16 protein-coding genes are annotated in these 16840 nt (G+C 42.1%); 11 read left to right on the top strand and 5 right to left on the bottom strand.

The window, feature by feature from the left end; genetic code table 11:
- Nucleotides 1-109 precede the first annotated feature (109 nt).
- On the bottom strand, nucleotides 110-1264 hold the full coding sequence (locus tag VXP95_RS11915; RefSeq protein ID WP_416712097.1) for a methionine aminotransferase: 1155 nt from the start codon (nucleotides 1262-1264) through the stop codon (nucleotides 110-112).
- A gap of 246 nt (nucleotides 1265-1510) precedes the next feature.
- On the opposite strand from VXP95_RS11915, the gene VXP95_RS11910 reads away from it, so the two are divergent.
- From VXP95_RS11910 to VXP95_RS11900, 3 genes are read left to right on the top strand one after another with little or no spacing between them, the layout of a single operon-like run.
- Entirely contained in the window at nucleotides 1511-4312 is a 2802-nt protein-coding gene (locus tag VXP95_RS11910; protein WP_416712096.1) for a type VI secretion system Vgr family protein, read from the top strand.
- Nucleotides 4313-4327: 15 nt separating this feature from the next.
- Nucleotides 4328-6514, top strand: coding sequence for a LysM peptidoglycan-binding domain-containing protein (locus VXP95_RS11905; protein WP_416712095.1), 2187 nt, complete (start codon nucleotides 4328-4330; stop codon nucleotides 6512-6514).
- Nucleotides 6515-6523: 9 nt separating this feature from the next.
- Nucleotides 6524-7396 carry a hypothetical protein gene (locus VXP95_RS11900; protein WP_416712094.1) on the top strand — a complete coding sequence of 291 codons (873 nt, stop codon included), beginning with the start codon at nucleotides 6524-6526 and terminating at the stop codon, nucleotides 7394-7396.
- Nucleotides 7397-7440: 44 nt separating this feature from the next.
- Here VXP95_RS11900 and VXP95_RS11895 read toward each other — a convergent pair whose 3' ends face one another.
- Entirely contained in the window at nucleotides 7441-8361 is a 921-nt protein-coding gene (locus VXP95_RS11895) for a Dyp-type peroxidase (RefSeq protein WP_064101718.1), read from the bottom strand.
- Between the two features lie 161 nt (nucleotides 8362-8522).
- Here VXP95_RS11895 and VXP95_RS11890 point away from each other — a divergent pair, with 161 nt between their 5' ends.
- Nucleotides 8523-9143, top strand: coding sequence for a LysE family transporter (locus tag VXP95_RS11890; RefSeq protein ID WP_064101719.1), 621 nt, complete (start codon nucleotides 8523-8525; stop codon nucleotides 9141-9143).
- A gap of 89 nt (nucleotides 9144-9232) precedes the next feature.
- Here the strand turns inward: VXP95_RS11890 and znuB are convergent, their stop codons facing one another.
- Genes znuB through VXP95_RS11875 form a run of 3 tightly spaced genes read right to left on the bottom strand, consistent with a single transcriptional unit; the run spans nucleotide 9233 to nucleotide 11298 of the window.
- Nucleotides 9233-10033 (bottom strand): zinc ABC transporter permease subunit ZnuB, encoded by an 801-nt coding sequence (gene znuB, locus VXP95_RS11885; RefSeq protein WP_416712093.1) that lies wholly within the window; start codon nucleotides 10031-10033, stop codon nucleotides 9233-9235.
- 3 nt (nucleotides 10034-10036) lie between these two features.
- Nucleotides 10037-10819 carry a zinc ABC transporter ATP-binding protein ZnuC gene (gene znuC / locus VXP95_RS11880; RefSeq protein WP_064096949.1) on the bottom strand — a complete coding sequence of 261 codons (783 nt, stop codon included), beginning with the start codon at nucleotides 10817-10819 and terminating at the stop codon, nucleotides 10037-10039.
- Complete coding sequence (locus tag VXP95_RS11875; protein WP_064096950.1) at nucleotides 10801-11298, bottom strand: transcriptional repressor; 498 nt, start codon at nucleotides 11296-11298, stop codon at nucleotides 10801-10803. The genes znuC and VXP95_RS11875 overlap by 19 nt, the downstream gene beginning before the upstream one ends.
- Nucleotides 11299-11445: 147 nt before the next feature.
- Between VXP95_RS11875 and VXP95_RS11870 the strand changes: the two genes are divergently transcribed.
- The 7 genes from VXP95_RS11870 (at nucleotide 11446) to atpA (ending at nucleotide 16813) form a co-directional block, all read left to right on the top strand.
- Nucleotides 11446-12282: a metal ABC transporter solute-binding protein, Zn/Mn family gene (locus tag VXP95_RS11870; protein WP_416712092.1), complete on the top strand. Its 837-nt coding sequence runs from the start codon at nucleotides 11446-11448 to the stop codon at nucleotides 12280-12282.
- A gap of 174 nt (nucleotides 12283-12456) precedes the next feature.
- Nucleotides 12457-12849 carry an ATP synthase subunit I gene (locus VXP95_RS11865; RefSeq protein WP_005173819.1) on the top strand — a complete coding sequence of 131 codons (393 nt, stop codon included), beginning with the start codon at nucleotides 12457-12459 and terminating at the stop codon, nucleotides 12847-12849.
- Nucleotides 12850-12959: 110 nt separating this feature from the next.
- Nucleotides 12960-13835 carry a F0F1 ATP synthase subunit A gene (atpB, locus tag VXP95_RS11860; RefSeq protein WP_005094552.1) on the top strand — a complete coding sequence of 292 codons (876 nt, stop codon included), beginning with the start codon at nucleotides 12960-12962 and terminating at the stop codon, nucleotides 13833-13835.
- Between the two features lie 85 nt (nucleotides 13836-13920).
- Entirely contained in the window at nucleotides 13921-14166 is a 246-nt protein-coding gene (gene atpE, locus VXP95_RS11855) for a F0F1 ATP synthase subunit C (protein ID WP_000424060.1), read from the top strand.
- Nucleotides 14167-14205: 39 nt separating this feature from the next.
- The gene (locus tag VXP95_RS11850) at nucleotides 14206-14676 is read left to right on the top strand and encodes a F0F1 ATP synthase subunit B (RefSeq protein ID WP_064096954.1); all 471 of its coding nucleotides are present in this window, start codon (nucleotides 14206-14208) and stop codon (nucleotides 14674-14676) included.
- A gap of 12 nt (nucleotides 14677-14688) precedes the next feature.
- The gene (locus tag VXP95_RS11845; protein ID WP_005094549.1) at nucleotides 14689-15225 is read left to right on the top strand and encodes a F0F1 ATP synthase subunit delta; all 537 of its coding nucleotides are present in this window, start codon (nucleotides 14689-14691) and stop codon (nucleotides 15223-15225) included.
- Between the two features lie 43 nt (nucleotides 15226-15268).
- The gene (gene atpA, locus VXP95_RS11840; protein ID WP_005094547.1) at nucleotides 15269-16813 is read left to right on the top strand and encodes a F0F1 ATP synthase subunit alpha; all 1545 of its coding nucleotides are present in this window, start codon (nucleotides 15269-15271) and stop codon (nucleotides 16811-16813) included.
- Nucleotides 16814-16840 lie beyond the last annotated feature (27 nt).

The following is a 16840-nucleotide window of genomic DNA, read 5'->3' as shown; positions in this document are numbered from 1 at the left end:
TATCTACTTATTTATTGCTGTAACTATTATTGGCTAGAGTATAGAAAAAAGCCTTAGCTTTTAGGTAACTAAGGTACTTATTTTATAAGGTTTTTAGTTAAAAGATGAGTTAAACCTTTGAAAGGATTTGACCTGCCTGGATCAGAGTTTGTTCTTTTTTTGCAAAGCAGAACCTGAGTAGACGTAAATCGGCAGGAGGGTGCTGGTAGAACGCGGAGACTGGAATCGCGACAATCCCATGTTGTTCTGCCAGAAAATGGCACATGGACAAATCATCGAGCTCAGGCCGAATCTCTGAATAATCTAAGTTCTGGAAATAAGTTCCTTGAGAGGGTGTCCACTTAAAGCGTGACATTTCAATGGATGAGTTAAATAAATCCCGTTTGTTTTGATAGAAAGAGGATAGTTCAGGTATATGCTCAGGATGCAGTTGCATATATTCCGCCAAGGCAACCTGAACGGGCGTCACACCGCAGAAACTGGCAAACTGATAAATCTGTCTGAACATTTTCATGAGTGCCGGTGCAGCAATACAAAATCCGGTTTTCCAGCCCGTGACATGGAAGGTTTTACCAAAAGAACCAATCACGAAGCTACGCTCGCGAAGTTCTGGAAATGACCACGCCGAATGGTGCTGAACGCCGTCAAAAACCAGATGTTCATAGACTTCATCGGACAGCACCACAATATTGCGCTCGCGAATCAGCTCGATCAGTTGCTGCCAGTCTGCCTTGGACCAGACACTCCCACTCGGATTATGCGGAGTATTCACCACAATCATGCGGGTACGATCATTAATGGCATCTTTGACCTGATTCCAGTCCACAGAAAAATCAGGATGCTGCAAAGCAATATGCACTGGTTTTGCCCCGACCAGTTGTACCGCAGGTCCATAACTGTCGTAGCTTGGATCGAAAATAATTACTTCTTCCCCGGCGCGTACCGTGGCTTGAATGGCACAAAAAATCGCAATCGTGGCCCCAGGCGTAATCGTGATTTCCTCGACAGGATCAATAATCAGTTGATCACGCTGCTGATAGAGATCTGCCACCAGACTTCGCAAGACTGGCAGACCATCTCCCGGAGCGTACTGGTTAAATCCATTCTGGCTAGCCCGATTTAAAGCTTCAATCAAGGCAGGAGGCGCTGCAAAGTCCGGAAATCCTTGAGAAAGATTCAAGGCCCCGAGTTTTTGTGCCAAGGCCGACATGGTACTAAAAATGGTCACGCCCAAATCAGGTAATTTAGAAGGGAGTTCCAGCATGTCCTTGGCCTTGAAGAATGAGATCTGAATAAGTGTAGCAGCAAGTTCCGTATTGGATAATCAGAAAAATATGGAATGTTGGGCAATAGTTTAAATTAAGATGTACCACATGCGATTTAAGATTTTTAATTGAAGGTCCATAAATTAAAGGCCTAATTATGTGAAATGCATCGTAAACTGGACGAAATAGATAACTTTTCCTAAAATCTGCCGCACAATAATAAAGCTTAAAATGATAACTATAAAATGCCAAAACCTATCCATATGCTGCTGGAGCAGCTCGGGCTTAAGCGACAGCATCGTGCGCTACATTTACAGTTTTCACATCCTCCTTTAAATCATCAGGTTTTGATTCAGCGGATTGAGGGTCAGCATCAGATCAATCAAGGCTTGCAGGCTGAACTGATCTGTCTTTCCACTCATGCTCATATTGCCTTGAAACAGTTTATCGGCTGTCGGGTGGCCATTGATCAGGTCACAGACCGGGGTGAACTTTTCCGGACTACGGGCATTATTACTGCAGCCAGCCAAGGACAAGATGATGGAGCTTTGACCCTGTATAAATTGACGCTAAATGACCCGACTGCACTCTGGCAGAAGCGCCGTAACAGTCGGGTTTTTATGAACAAGACGGTGCGCGAGATCAGTGAAATCCTGTTCAGTGAATGGCAAAACAGAAGTGCATTATTCGCTGCCAGTCTCAGCCTGGATTTGACAGGACTCAGCCGAGACTATGATGTCCGGCCTTTTGTGATGCAGTCGAATGAATCGGATTATGATTTTCTGACCCGTTTATGGCGTAGCGAAGGAATTAACTGGCTGATTGATGAAAAGCAATTAACTGTGCCTGTATCAGCCAGCGAGATTCAAGCTCAGCTTTTAAAACTGGTAGATCATTCCCAATATTTTTCAGCTTTAAAACGCCGCTCCATCCGGTTTCATCGCAGTCATGCCACCGAACAGCTCGACACGCTGAACAGTCTGATTGCGGTACGTCAGCTCAATCCGAATAGTACCCAGACCCAGCGTTGGCATGCCCAGCAACTTGCCCAGGATCAAAGCCAGCCTTTATTCAGTAATCATCAGCAAAGTGATATCCATGCAAATGCCACTCTTCAGCTTGAAGATGCGTGGAACATCAGTCCGGCCTGGACCGGCGACTTAAATCATGAGGATCAGGTGACAGCATCTGGTATAGCCCAACTGGATCGACTCAATCAGCAGCTCATTGACTATCATGCTTTGCAGTCCAAATATTTTAAAGCCAGTAGCAGCGTACGAGATGCTCAGGTTGGATACTGGTTTGAACTGCAACAGCATCCTGAAATTGATCAGCATCCTGCCCATCAACGTGAATTTCTGATTTTGGCTAAGCAGTTTTATAACCAGAACAATTTACCCAAAGATATCTTATCTCAGCTGGACAGTTTGCTTGAGAAGAGTGGTTGGCAGATGACACAGGAGGAACGACAGGCTAATGAACTACAGATTGTGCGCCGCGAAATCCCGGTTGTTCCTGAGTATCAGCCTTTTATTCATCGGCCTGCTGCATATCCGCAACGGGCTCGAGTGGTCGGACCTGAAGGTGAAACTATTCATGTCGATGCATGGGGACGGGTGAAAGTTCGTTTTCTATTTACCCGGAGTGAGGATCATCAGCATGATGGCGGTGCAGGCAGCAATGACAATGATAGCGATTCTGCCTGGGTGGATGTTTTGACCCCTTGGGCGGGTGAAGGCTATGGCATCAGGTTGCATCCGCGAATTGGCGAAATTGTGGTGATTGATTTCTTTGAAGGTGATATCGACCGGCCCTTTGTGGTGGGGAGAATTCATGAAGCAGAGCGGCATCCGACCATGTTTGATGCGAAGGGAGAACTACCTGCGACCAAAAAACTCAGTGGCATCCGTTCTCAGGAGGTCGATGGTGAGGGCTTTAACCAGTTGCGTTTCGATGATACTCATGAACAGATTAGTGTGCAGCTGCAAAGTAGTCATGCAGCCAGCCAGCTCAATCTGGGAAATCTAAGTCACCCCAAAGAAAGTGAAAGCAGTGAAGGGCGAGGAGAAGGGTTTGAACTAAGGACGGACCATTGGGGTGCCATACGTGCAGGGAAAGGCTTGCTGATTTCCACTTATCGGCAAGAGTCAGCCGCAGGCAATCACTTGGAGGCTGACTCAGCCAAAGAACAGCTTGAATCGAATCTCAATCATAGTAAAGCCTTGAGTGATATTGCTGAACAACAGCAGACTGATCCGCTGCAATTTTTTGATAGTTTAAAACAGTTTCTGAATCAGATTGAAGCTGAAGATCAAGCCAAGGCTGCCGCATTTAAACAGGCGGTGATGCTGTTAACTGCCCCCCAATCGATTGCACTGAGTACAAAGGAAAATATCCATTTATCCGCTGATCAGCAAATCAATCAGAGTGCCGGGGACAATATTCATTTTTCAACCCAGAAATCTTTAGTTGCTCATGCACAGGACAAGATCAGTTTATTTGCTGCTCAAGAGGGTGCAAGTCTCTATGCTGCTAAAGGCAAAATTGAGCTACAAGCCCAAGATGATGCAATTGAAGCGATCGCCCGCAAGGTAATCAAACTTATTTCGACTGAAGACAAGATCGAAATCACCAGTCCGAAGGAGATCGTACTGACCGCTGGAGGGTCTCAAATTAAGATCAATGGTGGTGGAGTAGTGGTCACAACTGGTGGGAAATTTGAGTGTAAGGCAGGGCAGCATAGTTTTATGGAAGGGGCTAAAGTCTCTTATGAAATACCTCAGCTTCCGAATAATGCTTTATATAGCAATAGGCTGGATATATATGATCTATTTTGGCAGTCCGATTTCAGTTCAATAAATTATAAAGCTTTTATTCCTGATACTAATTCGTATATTTCAGGTCAGCTTGATACGCATGGTCGTACTGGAAAAATTACTACAGTTGATCCCTCTAAAGTAGAAATTTTGGTAGGGCTCAATGATGAATGGGGATTAAGTGTCCAAGGTTATGATGTTGATGACCTGATTGAGCAGAATAATAAATAGGATATAAAAATAAAAATGAAAAATAAGTCTTTAGCAACCATACAAATTCTAGATTTGTTAGGTAATCCAATTCCTAAAGTTCAATATGAAGTCAAAAATAGTAAGACAGGTCAACATGTAGTACAGGGTTCCACCAATTCCAAGGGGTGCCTTTATGAAATTCAAAGAGACAAAGGAACGGTTTTAGATATATATGTCAAAAGCCTTTTGGGTGGAGATATGAAAAAAGTTCAGACCTTCATAATGGTAAAAGACCGTATGCTGGTTACGGTTATAAGTCCTAAAATTCTCTTGGATTTAAAAACAGTAGAAAATAATGGAAATAAAGGAAGTTATAAACGTAAAACACATAAAGTTAAAAAAGGTGAAACTTTATCATCTATTGCACAACAGTATCACACCACAATCCGAGTGCTCGAAAGGCTGAATGGGATAAAAGATGTCAATAAAATCAGCATAGGACAAGTAATTAAACTTCCAATTAATATGCCTGCTACAGGAAATAATACAAGTATTGATAGAAAGCCAAACCCTCAAAAAAACGCTTCTCAAAATAATAATTCTCAATCAGCAGAGAAAAGTAAAAAAGAGACTAAACAGGCTGATAAAGGAATTGTGAATATAGTTGAAGAGTATGAGAAGAAAGCATTAGAGCAGCTTAATGAATGGTATGAGGAAGGTAAGAAAGCTTTATCGGATGCAATAAAAATTGATATGAAAGAGGTTCGCAGTCAGGATGGCGGAACACCGAAAACTGATACTTCCAATTTATGTAAAACTAATCCTCAATGTATATCTCAAGGCAAAAGTGAACTTATTAGAGAGGTTAATATCAGGCTAGCAGGCTTTGGTGGCGCATTACCTACAGATGAATTTACTCCTTTAACAGAGGAATGTATAAAACAATTTCAACGGGATTATATGGGGGTTCCTGAAACTGGAAAAATATGCGGAAGTTTTTTAGCAGCTTTAGATAAGTTTTATTATGAATATCCAATTGAAAATTTTATGACTAAAGCTAGTTGTCCCTGTGGTCAGTGTTCAGGTTATGGTAATAATAGAAGAGGTATTAAATCTGGTTTGAATGCTGCTAATGAATATCCAGGGTTGCATAGATCTTTAATATGGATATTAAAAGCATTAAATTTTTATTTAAAAAATGAATTTAAATATAAAGGTCTTGAAGTGGCTTATATAGAATCTGCTTATAGATGTATAGATGATAATAAGAAAAAAGGCAGAACTACAGTAAATCATATGGGTTTAGCATTAGATATACATATTAATAAAAATGGGAAGAGGACTAAGGTTATAGAAGATATAGATTTTATTAGAAAAAAAATTATGACTATAAAAATGAGAGCAAGTGAAGAAAGGGCTTCTGATAAAATATATTTAGAACCAAAAAAATTTAAGAGTGGAGCAAATGGAGCAACTACTTGGGTTCATTTTGATGTGACAAGATTCTCGAGTATTTACTTTAATGATGAATACTTCAAAAAAGAAATTAAAGATCTCAATGGAAATCCGGTAGTTGAGATTATTAAATCACTAAATATGAATTCTATTTTAAATTGTGCAGGAATAATCGTAAATACTTACACTATTTCTAAAATACCAGATCAAACTATTGATGATCTGGTAAAAGAATTAGGGGATGCGATTGCTAGTGGTGAAGGTAGCTATGAAGCTTGGAATGCAGGAGCTCCAGAAGGAAAAAGAGTTAAATACGGAAAAATGAATGACTTGCCAGGTACAATCACTGGAAAAACTATTGATGAAATTTTAGACGCTGCGAAAAAATATAGATGGGATGACAATAGAAGAAGATTTGCCACTGGAAAATATCAAACAATTCCTTCTACTTTAGCAGCAGCTAAAGCGAGACTAAATTTGAGTGGTAATGAATTATATGATCCTTCTATGCAAGAAAGAGTCTTTAAGGAGTATTTATTAAGAGGTCGTTCATCTATCTACAGTTTGATTATTAAAGGTGATAAAACTGTAGAGCAGGCCATGGTTGATGCTTCGAAAGAGTGGGCTTCAATTGCTTTACCGAAGGGAGAAAAGAATAAATATGGAATTATTTCTGATGGTAGTATCGGTTATCATGAATCTAACACAAATAAAGCAAATAAACATTCTACCGAAAAAGTTAAAGTTATATTTGAAAAAATACATGCTTATCATTCAAATAAATAGGTTTTAAATATGAAATCCAAATTAATTTTATTATTGTTTTTTAATGGTTTATTATTTTCAAGTTGTACATACCCAAAAGAAAATATATTAATAACCTCAAATAATGTGTCAAGATGTTATTTTGAAAGTGAAGTTGTTGATTTTTGTTCTAAGGATAAGATTGAAATCTATAATCAACATATTAAAGATTTACCTAATTTTTCAAATGATAAAATATTATTAATTTTAAATCATAATAGAAATACAGGCAAAGGTGAAAGTAGAGTTGTTAAACTGATAGTTATATTAGATCCTCTAGCAAAAAAAGTAATTCCTATGCCGCAGATGGTAGGTAATTTTGTTGATGATAATTTAAGAGAAATTAGTGATGATCCTGCTATTATAAAATATAATAAAAAAGATAATAAAATTTGTTTATCAGGAACTACCTTTTTTTTAAAAAACAATAATATTAATATTGAAAATGAATGTTATAAGTTTGAGAAAGGGCGTGTAAATAAAATAGAGGGCTTAATATTAAATGGCATTGAAGAATTTTCTAAATTGCCCTATTCATCTGATATTCATTTTAAGTGTATAAATAATATTAGGTTAAATCAATGTAATAACTTGAGATTAATGTCTTCTCAAAAAATATTAAATAAGTATAATTTTATTAACCCTCAAGATGGAATGAGTATTTTTCTGAAAGGAGAAAAAGATTTCTTTTTAATAGTATCTCCGTTTTTTGATGAAGAGGGAGCTAATTTAAGGATTATGAAAGTTAAAAATTTTAATTTAATTTCAGAAAAATATATTTATGCAGGAAAAAATGTAAATATTGATAGGAATTTAAACATAAAATATTTTGAAGGAAATAATAAAAAAGAATTCTCATTCTAAGAATAATTAATTTAAAAAGCCGACTCACGCCGGCTTTTTTATTCTTACCCTTCCAAAACCTCTTCCAGCAACTCCTCACTCGGTGCAAAGTAATAGGCACCATCCAGAGGTGTTACGAAATGCAGTAGACGGTCATGAATCCCATCGCCAGAGGTACCGAACATACGTTCTAACATAGCATCAATAATTTTCAGGTCTTTGGTGTAGGCAATAAAGAATAGCCCCTGGTCACCACGTCCGTCTCCATAAGGCAGAGAATGACGCAGGATTTCCATTTCTTCGCCTTCTTCATCTTCAACTACAGTACGTGCCACGTGCGCATTTTCAGGTTTGACCTCATCATCCAATTCAATTGATTCAAGTTTGGTACGGCCCATAACCTGTTCCTGAGTATCGACTTTTAGCTTTTTCCATTTTTCCAGGTTATGCGCATAACGCTGGGCAAAAATAAACGAACCATCTTGGAAAATACCTGAATCTTCACCTAATAATGCGACTTCAGCACGATCATCCGGGAATTGTGGATTTTCAGTACCATCAATAAATCCGGTTATGTCACGACCATCAAAATAGCGGAAGCAAACCCGTTCATCCAGCACCTGAACTTGGTCCTGAATTCCTTCAAAAAAAGCCTGACTGAGCGCAAAACAGATATCAGCACGGGCACTGGCTATATGAATGATCATATCTGCTGGAACCACAGGCATTTCAAATGAACCATGAATGGGTTCAAGCTGTTTAAACCCTGCAGGACTTTGTGAGTACAGACGTGACCAGAGCTCAGGCCCAAAGGCTACCGCCGTTTTAATTTGTGCTTGAGGATGTTGCGTGATCAGCCGATCACGTGAACTAAACAGATGTTCAAGTTGTTCTTTTAATTTTTCAATACTTAAATCTTTAATACGTAAAACAATAAAGCGGGCATGATCTGAAGGAAGTGGCAAGATTACCGATTGGGCTGTCATTCATGGCTCCTGTAAGAATAAGTCCTGTTTTCTAATTTCTATATTGTGCCTGAAGCCACACAGAGTGAATAGTCCGATGCTTTATATTTAAGCAGGTTTTTAGCCTGATTTTATTGGAATATTCATATAATATTAGGTGGGTTTTGCTGAGTGAAATGTTCATGTCCTATCAAATATGGTTTGCCTATATGCTGGCCTGCTGGGTGATTAGTGTGTCCCCGGGCGCAGGAGCAATTGCATCAATGTCGAGTGGGCTCAACTATGGTTTTCGGCATGGTTACTGGAATGCGCTGGGTTTGCAACTGGCGTTATTGGTGCAGATTGCAGTGGTTGCGGCAGGTGTGGGAGTTTTGTTTGCAACCACACCATGGGCATTTTTGGCGGTGAAATGGTTTGGCGTGGCTTATTTGTTGTATTTGGCATATTTACAGTGGAAAGCACCCGCACAATCTATCGAAATTAAACACGAATTGGCACGTAAATCGGCAGGGAAACTGGTATTACATGGTTTCTTGGTCAATATGAGTAATCCCAAAGCCATCGTATTTTTACTGGCAGTCCTGCCACAATTTCTGGACTTGTCCAAGCCGCAATGGATTCAATATCTGATTATGGCAGCAACGATGGTGACAATTGATCTGATTGTGATGGCCGGTTATACCGGACTGGCGGCTAAAGTTTTAAGGCTACTTAGATCACCGAAACAACAAAAAGTCATGAACCGGACTTTTGCCGGTTTATTTGCTGGCGCAGCATTTTTATTGAGTTTGGTGCATCAATAGAGATTGTTTGCTCTCTCCTTTGGAGAGAGGCTGAATGGGTCAAGAGAAAATAAAAAGTATATGAAAGTTATAATGATGCGAAAGAAAGATTAACTCAGCTTTTTAAACTTCTGGATACAAAAAATTAATGCAAATAGGGTGGCCATGGTCAGGACAATGGTTAGACCTGTTGAAGTGTTGAGGCCTGCACTTGACCAGAGACCTACGGTCACCCCAATTTGTGCAATCACAAAGGCCCAGATCACCATTTGACGAGGGGAGTTTGCCAGTAATCGGGCAGTCAGGGCAGGGATCACCAGTAATGCACCCATCAAGAGTGAACCGACTGCTTTTAGGGCGAGCACGGTAAAGAGTGCTAACAACAACATGAAAATCAGGCGTTGCCATTTGGCATTGACGCCTTCACTGACCGCCATGTCCGGATCAATTGCAATTTGGATCTGCGCTTGCCAACTTTTATAGAGGACGGCTAAGGCCAGACTAATGACAATGGCAAAAGTCGGTAAGTCAGTCCAGGAAATCGTGAGTAAGTCACCAAATAAATAGCTGAGCAGTTCAGGTCTTAAGCTGGGTAAATGCTGAATAAATAACAGGCCTGAGCAAAGCAGCGTCGCCGAGCACAGTGCCAGCAAAGCATCATTTGGCAGACGCGGATCATGCAGCACCCACAAAATTGCCACCAATAATAAGGCAATAAAAGTTACACCCATCCACAGCGGTAAACTTAAAGCGCCAGCAAGCGCTACACCCAATAAAGTGCCGTGTGCCATGGTGTCGGCAAAAAAGGACATACGACGCCACAGCATGAGACAGCCCAGTGGGGCAGTCAGAAATACCAATAGCGTACCCATGATCCATGCAGGTAAAAGGAGTTGTAACCAATCCATCATGGTTTAAGCTTCCGGCTCTGGGTGGATATGAGGGCGTGAATCATGCTGACAGGGGGTCGCAGAGTCTCCATGAGCACAGTGGTCATGATGATGTTGGTAAAACACCCGGTTGGTACCAAAAATAGCCTGGTATTCCGGATGTTGCTGCACGCTTTCTGGCAGGCCACTACAACAGATATGCTTGTTCAGACAAACGACACGATGTGTACCCTGCATCACCCATTGCAGGTCATGTGAAACCATGAGAATGGCACAGCCATATTTTTCTGGCAGGCTGCGGACATATTCATAGAGTTCCGCTTCGGACTGGATGTCCAGACCCTGCATCGGTTCATCGAGAACTAGAATATCCGGCTGGCGCAACAAGGCGCGAGCCAGTAGCACCCGTTGACGTTCGCCACCAGACAACTGCTGAACTTTGGAGTCTTGTAGGTTATTAATGCCGGTATCGCGAATAATCTCGGTTTTAATTTTGGCGGGGCACTTTTCTAGTGCCAGTAAATCCTTTACCCGGAGCGGCAAGCTATGTGAAGGATTGAATTTCTGTGGCACATAAGAGAATTTAAGCTTGCGCGCAGTCGTGATTTCACCTGATTGCGGTTTCAGAATGCCGAGCATGACTTTAATTAAGGTTGACTTACCCGCACCGTTTGGACCAATCAGTGTGACAATTTCTTTCTCTTGCAGCGAGAAATCAATGGCTTTTAGAATATCGCGCTCATCGATTTTGACCCAGATCTTGGAAAGCTGAATCAGGGGAGGAGCACTTAAGCTTTGTTGCGGCACTGCTGACAAATTCCTGAAATTTCAATAATACTATGATGTGCAGTGAAGTCGTCCGAGCTTGCCAGTGCATCGAGTTGATCCAGTAGACCCTGCGCTGAAGCTTCTTTGACGGCTTTACATCGGGTACAGATTAAAAAAGCAGCCTGATGTCCTTCACGCGGATGGCAACAAGGAATATAGGCATTGATCGAGGTCAGGCGATGAATCAGACCTTTGCTTAATAAAAAATCCAGGGTACGGTAAACGGTTGGGGGTGCCGCAGGGCGATCACTGGCATTTTTCATTTGTGCCAACAGATCATAGGCACCCATTGGACCATGCGCATTCAGAATGAGTTCCAGCACTTCTTTACGTAAAGGTGTCAGACGTGCACCGCTTGCTGCACAAAGACTTTCAGCTTCGACAAGACGTTGTGCGACATTCGGATGGTCGTGCACGCCGTGCAATGCGTTGTGGTGTTCGTGCGAACAGGAACCCATAGTTCACCTCAAGTGCGAAACTGAAAATTAATAGATTTCAAATCTTAGCATGAAGCGTTCTGAGTTTCGATTGGGCATAGGTATTTTTGTATTTTTGTTATATTATAACACTCACTGATTTTATCGTTTTTTAAGTGATTCCTGCCCATGTTCCGTCTCCTTGCAATCAGTCTGCTGGCCTTGTTCAGCACACTCAGTTGGTCACAAAGTCTGGTGGTGTCTACTCAGCCGATCTATCTGATCGCCAAGAAAGTTACCCAAGGCGTGGAACAGCCGACCTTATTGCTGGCCAATCAGAGCGGACATGATGTGAGTCTTACCCCGGCACATCGTAAAACCATTCAGGATGCCGGTCTGGTGATCTGGCTGGGTCAGGCGCATGAGGCACCGCTGGCCAAAGTGCTGACTGAAAGTAATAAAGGTATTGCACTTTTAGACTCCGGGATCTTGACTACCTTGCCGATGCGTAATCCGCGTGGCGAGGCCTTAAAAAATACGGTAGATACGCATGTCTGGCTTGATCCCAACAATGCAGTGCGGATTGGTTTCTTTATTGCTGCATTGCGTTCGCAGCAATTGCCGGAGCATCGCGAACGCTATTGGAAAAATGCCCGTGACTTTGCACAAAACATGTTTGCTACGGCCCAGCGTTATGGTTCAAGCAGTAAAGCCCAGCCCTATTGGTCTTATCACGATGCCTATCAGTATCTGGAACGCCCACTGAATTTAAAATTCATGGGGGCATTAACAGATGATCCGCATGTCTCGCCAACTGTGGCACAAATCAAGTTTCTGCAGGATCATCGTCCACAACGTAAAATGTGTCTGCTGGCCGAAGGTCATGCCAGTGAAAATCAGTACCGAAAACTCAAACCGGTGGTGTTCCAGGATGTAGATGAAAGCATGAGCGGTGCAGGGGACTTCGTAGAAGCGTGGCAGCAATTGGCGGCAAAAACTCAAAAATGTGTGATAAATGCGCGCTAATGATTTAAAAAATGCACAGATTTTGATTAGTTTAGCAGCATTGACCCGATTTAAAAAAACGCGACTAAGGTCGGGAAAAGATTGCATGTTCAGGGGTGTAACTCTATAATGCCTGCGATTAAAAATAATCACCTGTTAAACTTGTCAAGCATGATTGCTGTGAGTGAATAAATAATGAGCCGAACTAGTCGCTTGATTGACCGACGATTAGCGAAAGCTTTGGTCCTCCTGCAAGCCTGTATGATCCCTGTTTCAGCCTTGATCGGCTGGGTCGTGAAAGACTCAACCGCAGCCTTGAGTGCAGCATTAGGTGCGCTCGTATGTTGGCTCGCGACTTGTTATTTTTCGTGGCAATCGTTTCGAGCAGCAGGAGCCCGCGCGTCTAAACAAGTTCTGTCGAACATGTATAAAGGCTTAATGGGAAAGTTTGCAATTGTGATTGTTGGTTTCATTTTAATTTTAAGCAATGTCGAACCGTTGTCAGCGGTGGCGTTGTTTTGTGGTTTTATACTTGTTCAAGCCATGTCGTGGGTCGCTCCGTTTTGGGCGTCACGTCTACAAAAATGAGTATAGACACAACAAGAAATTGAAAAGTTTTTCAGGAGCAGGCGAGATATCAAGCAGCACGCGATATTCGTTTGTTCTATTAGTTTTTTGACATTGACCAGGTGTGATTTATGGCTGCTGAAGAACATGCCCTTACTTCGACCGAGTATATCAAGCATCACTTGACCAACATGACCTATGGCAAAATGCCAGATGGTACATGGAAATTGGCCGAGAGCGGTGCTGAAGCTCAACAGATGGGGTTCACTGCTATTCACTTGGATTCAATGGGTTGGTCTATCGGACTGGGTCTGATTTTCTGTTTGTTATTCTGGTTGGTTGCGAAAGCGGCTAATGCTGGTGTTCCTACCAAGTTCCAGTCTGCAATTGAAATGATTATCGAGTTTGTAGATTCAAGTGTACGTGATACCTTCCACGGGAAGTCTCGATTAATTGCACCCTTAGCTTTAACCATTTTCGTGTGGATTTTCCTCATGAACTTGATGGATTTGATCCCTGTTGACTTTATTCCTTATGTAGCTCAACACGCGATTGCTTCTATGCTGGGTGTAGACCCTCATCAGGTTTACTTTAAAATTGTTCCGACTACAGATCCAAACGTTACCCTCGGTATGTCTATTTCTGTATTCTTCTTGATCATTTTCTATAGTATTCGTGAGAAAGGTGTTGGCGGCTTCGTTGGTGAGTTAGCACTTAACCCATTTAACCCAAGTAACCCAGTTGCTAAAGTGCTTTTGATTCCATTCAACTTATTGTTGGAATTGACCACTTTCTTGGCGCGACCAGTTTCATTGGCTCTACGACTGTTCGGTAACATGTATGCGGGTGAGTTAATCTTCATTCTTATCGCGTTATTACCGTTCTGGATCCAGTGGGCGTTGTCTGTGCCTTGGGCGATTTTCCACATTTTGATTATTACGCTACAAGCATTCATTTTCATGATGTTGACTATCGTGTACATGAGTATGGCAAGCGAAAAGCATTAATGGTATTGCCTAACTGTCAACGGATGGTTGGGCACACAATTTTTTAACTTAATTTGGTATAAAACCTAACCTCTGAGGAATTATCATGGAACTCACTTTAGGTCTAGTTGCAATTGCATCTGCTATCTTGATCGCTTTCGGTGCTTTAGGTACTGCGATTGGTTTTGGTCTTCTAGGCGGCCGTTTCCTTGAAGCTGTAGCTCGTCAACCAGAATTGGCTCCACAACTTCAAACTCGTATGTTCTTAATCGCGGGTCTTCTTGATGCTGTGCCTATGATCGGTGTTGGTATTGGCTTGTTCTTCATCTTCGCTAATCCATTTGTAGGTTAATCAGCTTAATTCCGAAATTCACTATTTGAGGAATTTGCAATGAATATCAACCTCACATTGTTTGGCCAAGCGATTGCATTTGCGATTTTCGTCGCATTCTGCATGAAGTTTGTATGGCCACCACTAATCAATGCGATTAGTGAACGTCAGCGTCGTATCGCTGATGGCTTAAATGCTGCTGAAAAAGCGAAGGCTGACCTTGCAGATGCGCAAGCACAAGTGAAAGCTGAACTGGACGCGGCAAAAGCACAAGCGGCTCAATTGATCGAACAAGCGAACCGTCGTGGTGCACAATTGATCGAAGAAGCGCGTAACCAGGCTGCGGCTGAAGGTGAGCGTATTCGTCAACAGGCTAAAGAAGCTGTTGATACTGAAATCAATTCTGCTCGCGAAGAATTGCGTCAACAAGTGGCTGCTCTTGCAGTGACTGGTGCTGAGAAAATTCTTAGCCAGCAAGTTGATGCAGAAGCTCACAATGCCATGCTGACTCAGCTGGCTGCTAAACTTTAAGAGAGGCGGATTATGGCTGAACTCTTGACGTTGGCACGCCCTTACGCTAAAGCAGCATTTGCTTACGCTTCTGAGCAGGGTGCAACTGACTCTTGGTCGACTGCACTTGAATTGCTCAGTGCTGCGGTGCAAGACGAAGCATTTTCAGCTTATCTAAATCGCCCAGAGCTTACACCTGCTGAGCAGGTGTCTCTTTTTGCTAAAGTTTTAGGTGAAGACCAAACTGCAGCAGTGTCTAACTTCTTGACATTGCTTGCTGAAAACAACCGTTTGGAACTTCTTCCTGAAATCGCTGCAGAATATGAACAGCTCAAATCACAGAATAACAATACTGTGGATGTTGTGATTGAATCAGCATTCCCATTGACTTCTGTCCAAGAACAATTGCTTGCAGATGCGTTGAAAAAACGCTTTAACGCAGCAGTGAATGTTTCTGTGGAAGTGAAACCAGAGCTTATTGCTGGTGTAGTTATTCGTGCAGGCGACCAAGTGATAGATGATTCTGCGCTTAATAAGCTTGAAAAAATGCGTACTCGTCTTCTTGCTTAATAAATAAGAAGACTGAACTTTAAAAAGATTGAGGTATAGCGCAATGCAACAACTGAATCCATCCGAGATCAGTGCGCTCATTAAACAGCGTATCGGCGATCTGGACACCAGCGCAACCGCTAAGAACGAAGGGACCATTGTTATGGTTTCCGACGGTATTGTGCGTATTCACGGCTTAGCTGACGCTATGTACGGTGAAATGATCGAATTCGACGGCGGCCTTTACGGTATGGCACTGAACCTAGAACAGGATTCAGTGGGCGTCGTTGTTTTAGGTAACTACTTGAACCTTCAAGAAGGTCAAAAAGCGCGTTGCACAGGTCGTGTATTAGAAGTTCCGGTTGGTCCAGAACTTTTAGGCCGTGTAGTAGATGCTTTGGGTAACCCGATTGATGGTAAAGGCCCGATCGATGCTAAATTAACTGATGCTGTTGAAAAAGTAGCACCAGGCGTAATTTGGCGTCAGTCAGTGGATCAACCTGTACAAACTGGTTATAAATCAGTAGATACAATGATCCCTGTAGGCCGTGGTCAGCGTGAGTTGATCATTGGTGACCGTCAAACTGGTAAAACAGCAATGGCGATCGACGCGATCATCGCTCAGAAAAACTCTGGCATTAAATGTGTATACGTAGCAATTGGTCAAAAACAATCGACTATCGCTAACGTAGTACGCAAGCTGGAAGAAACTGGCGCTATGGCGTATACCACTGTTGTCGCAGCAGGTGCATCTGATCCAGCAGCAATGCTGTATTTGGCTCCGTACTCTGGCTGTACAATGGGTGAATACTACCGTGACCGTGGTGAAGATGCGTTAATCATTTATGATGACTTGTCTAAGCAAGCTGTTGCGTATCGTCAAATTTCATTGCTTTTACGCCGTCCACCAGGTCGTGAAGCTTATCCAGGTGACGTGTTCTATCTACATTCACGTCTACTTGAACGTGCTTCTCGTGTATCTGCTGACTACGTTGAGAAATTCACTAACGGTGAAGTTAAAGGCCAAACTGGTTCATTAACTGCATTGCCGATTATTGAAACTCAAGCGGGTGACGTATCTGCATTCGTACCAACCAACGTAATTTCGATTACTGATGGTCAGATCTTCCTTGAAACATCATTATTCAACGCAGGTATTCGTCCTGCTGTGAACGCGGGTATCTCTGTATCTCGTGTTGGTGGTTCAGCGCAAACCAAGATCATCAAGAAATTGTCTGGTGGTATCCGTACTGCTTTGGCGCAATACCGTGAATTGGCAGCATTTGCTCAGTTCGCTTCTGATCTTGACGAAGCAACTCGTAAGCAACTTGAACATGGTCAACGTGTAACTGAGTTAATGAAGCAAAAACAATATGCTCCATACTCAATTGCTGACCAGGCTGTTTCAATTTATGCATCTAACGAAGGCTACATGGCTGACGTAGACGTTAAGAAAATCGTAGACTTTGATGCTGCGTTGATTTCTTACTTCCGTTCAGAACATGCTGCGTTAATGCAACAAATCGATGCCTCTGGTGATTACAACAAAGACATCGAAGCTGCAATCAAAGCAGGTATTGAAAGCTTTAAAGCGACTCAAACTTACTAATTTAGCAACTTGCTAGATTAGTGTTGG

This window comes from Acinetobacter sp. 226 (genome assembly GCF_048147925.1).
GTDB classification, from domain to species: Bacteria; Pseudomonadota; Gammaproteobacteria; order Pseudomonadales; family Moraxellaceae; genus Acinetobacter; species Acinetobacter pecorum.
Note: the sequence above shows the minus strand (reverse complement) of the source record. Positions and strands in the feature narration are given on the sequence as shown.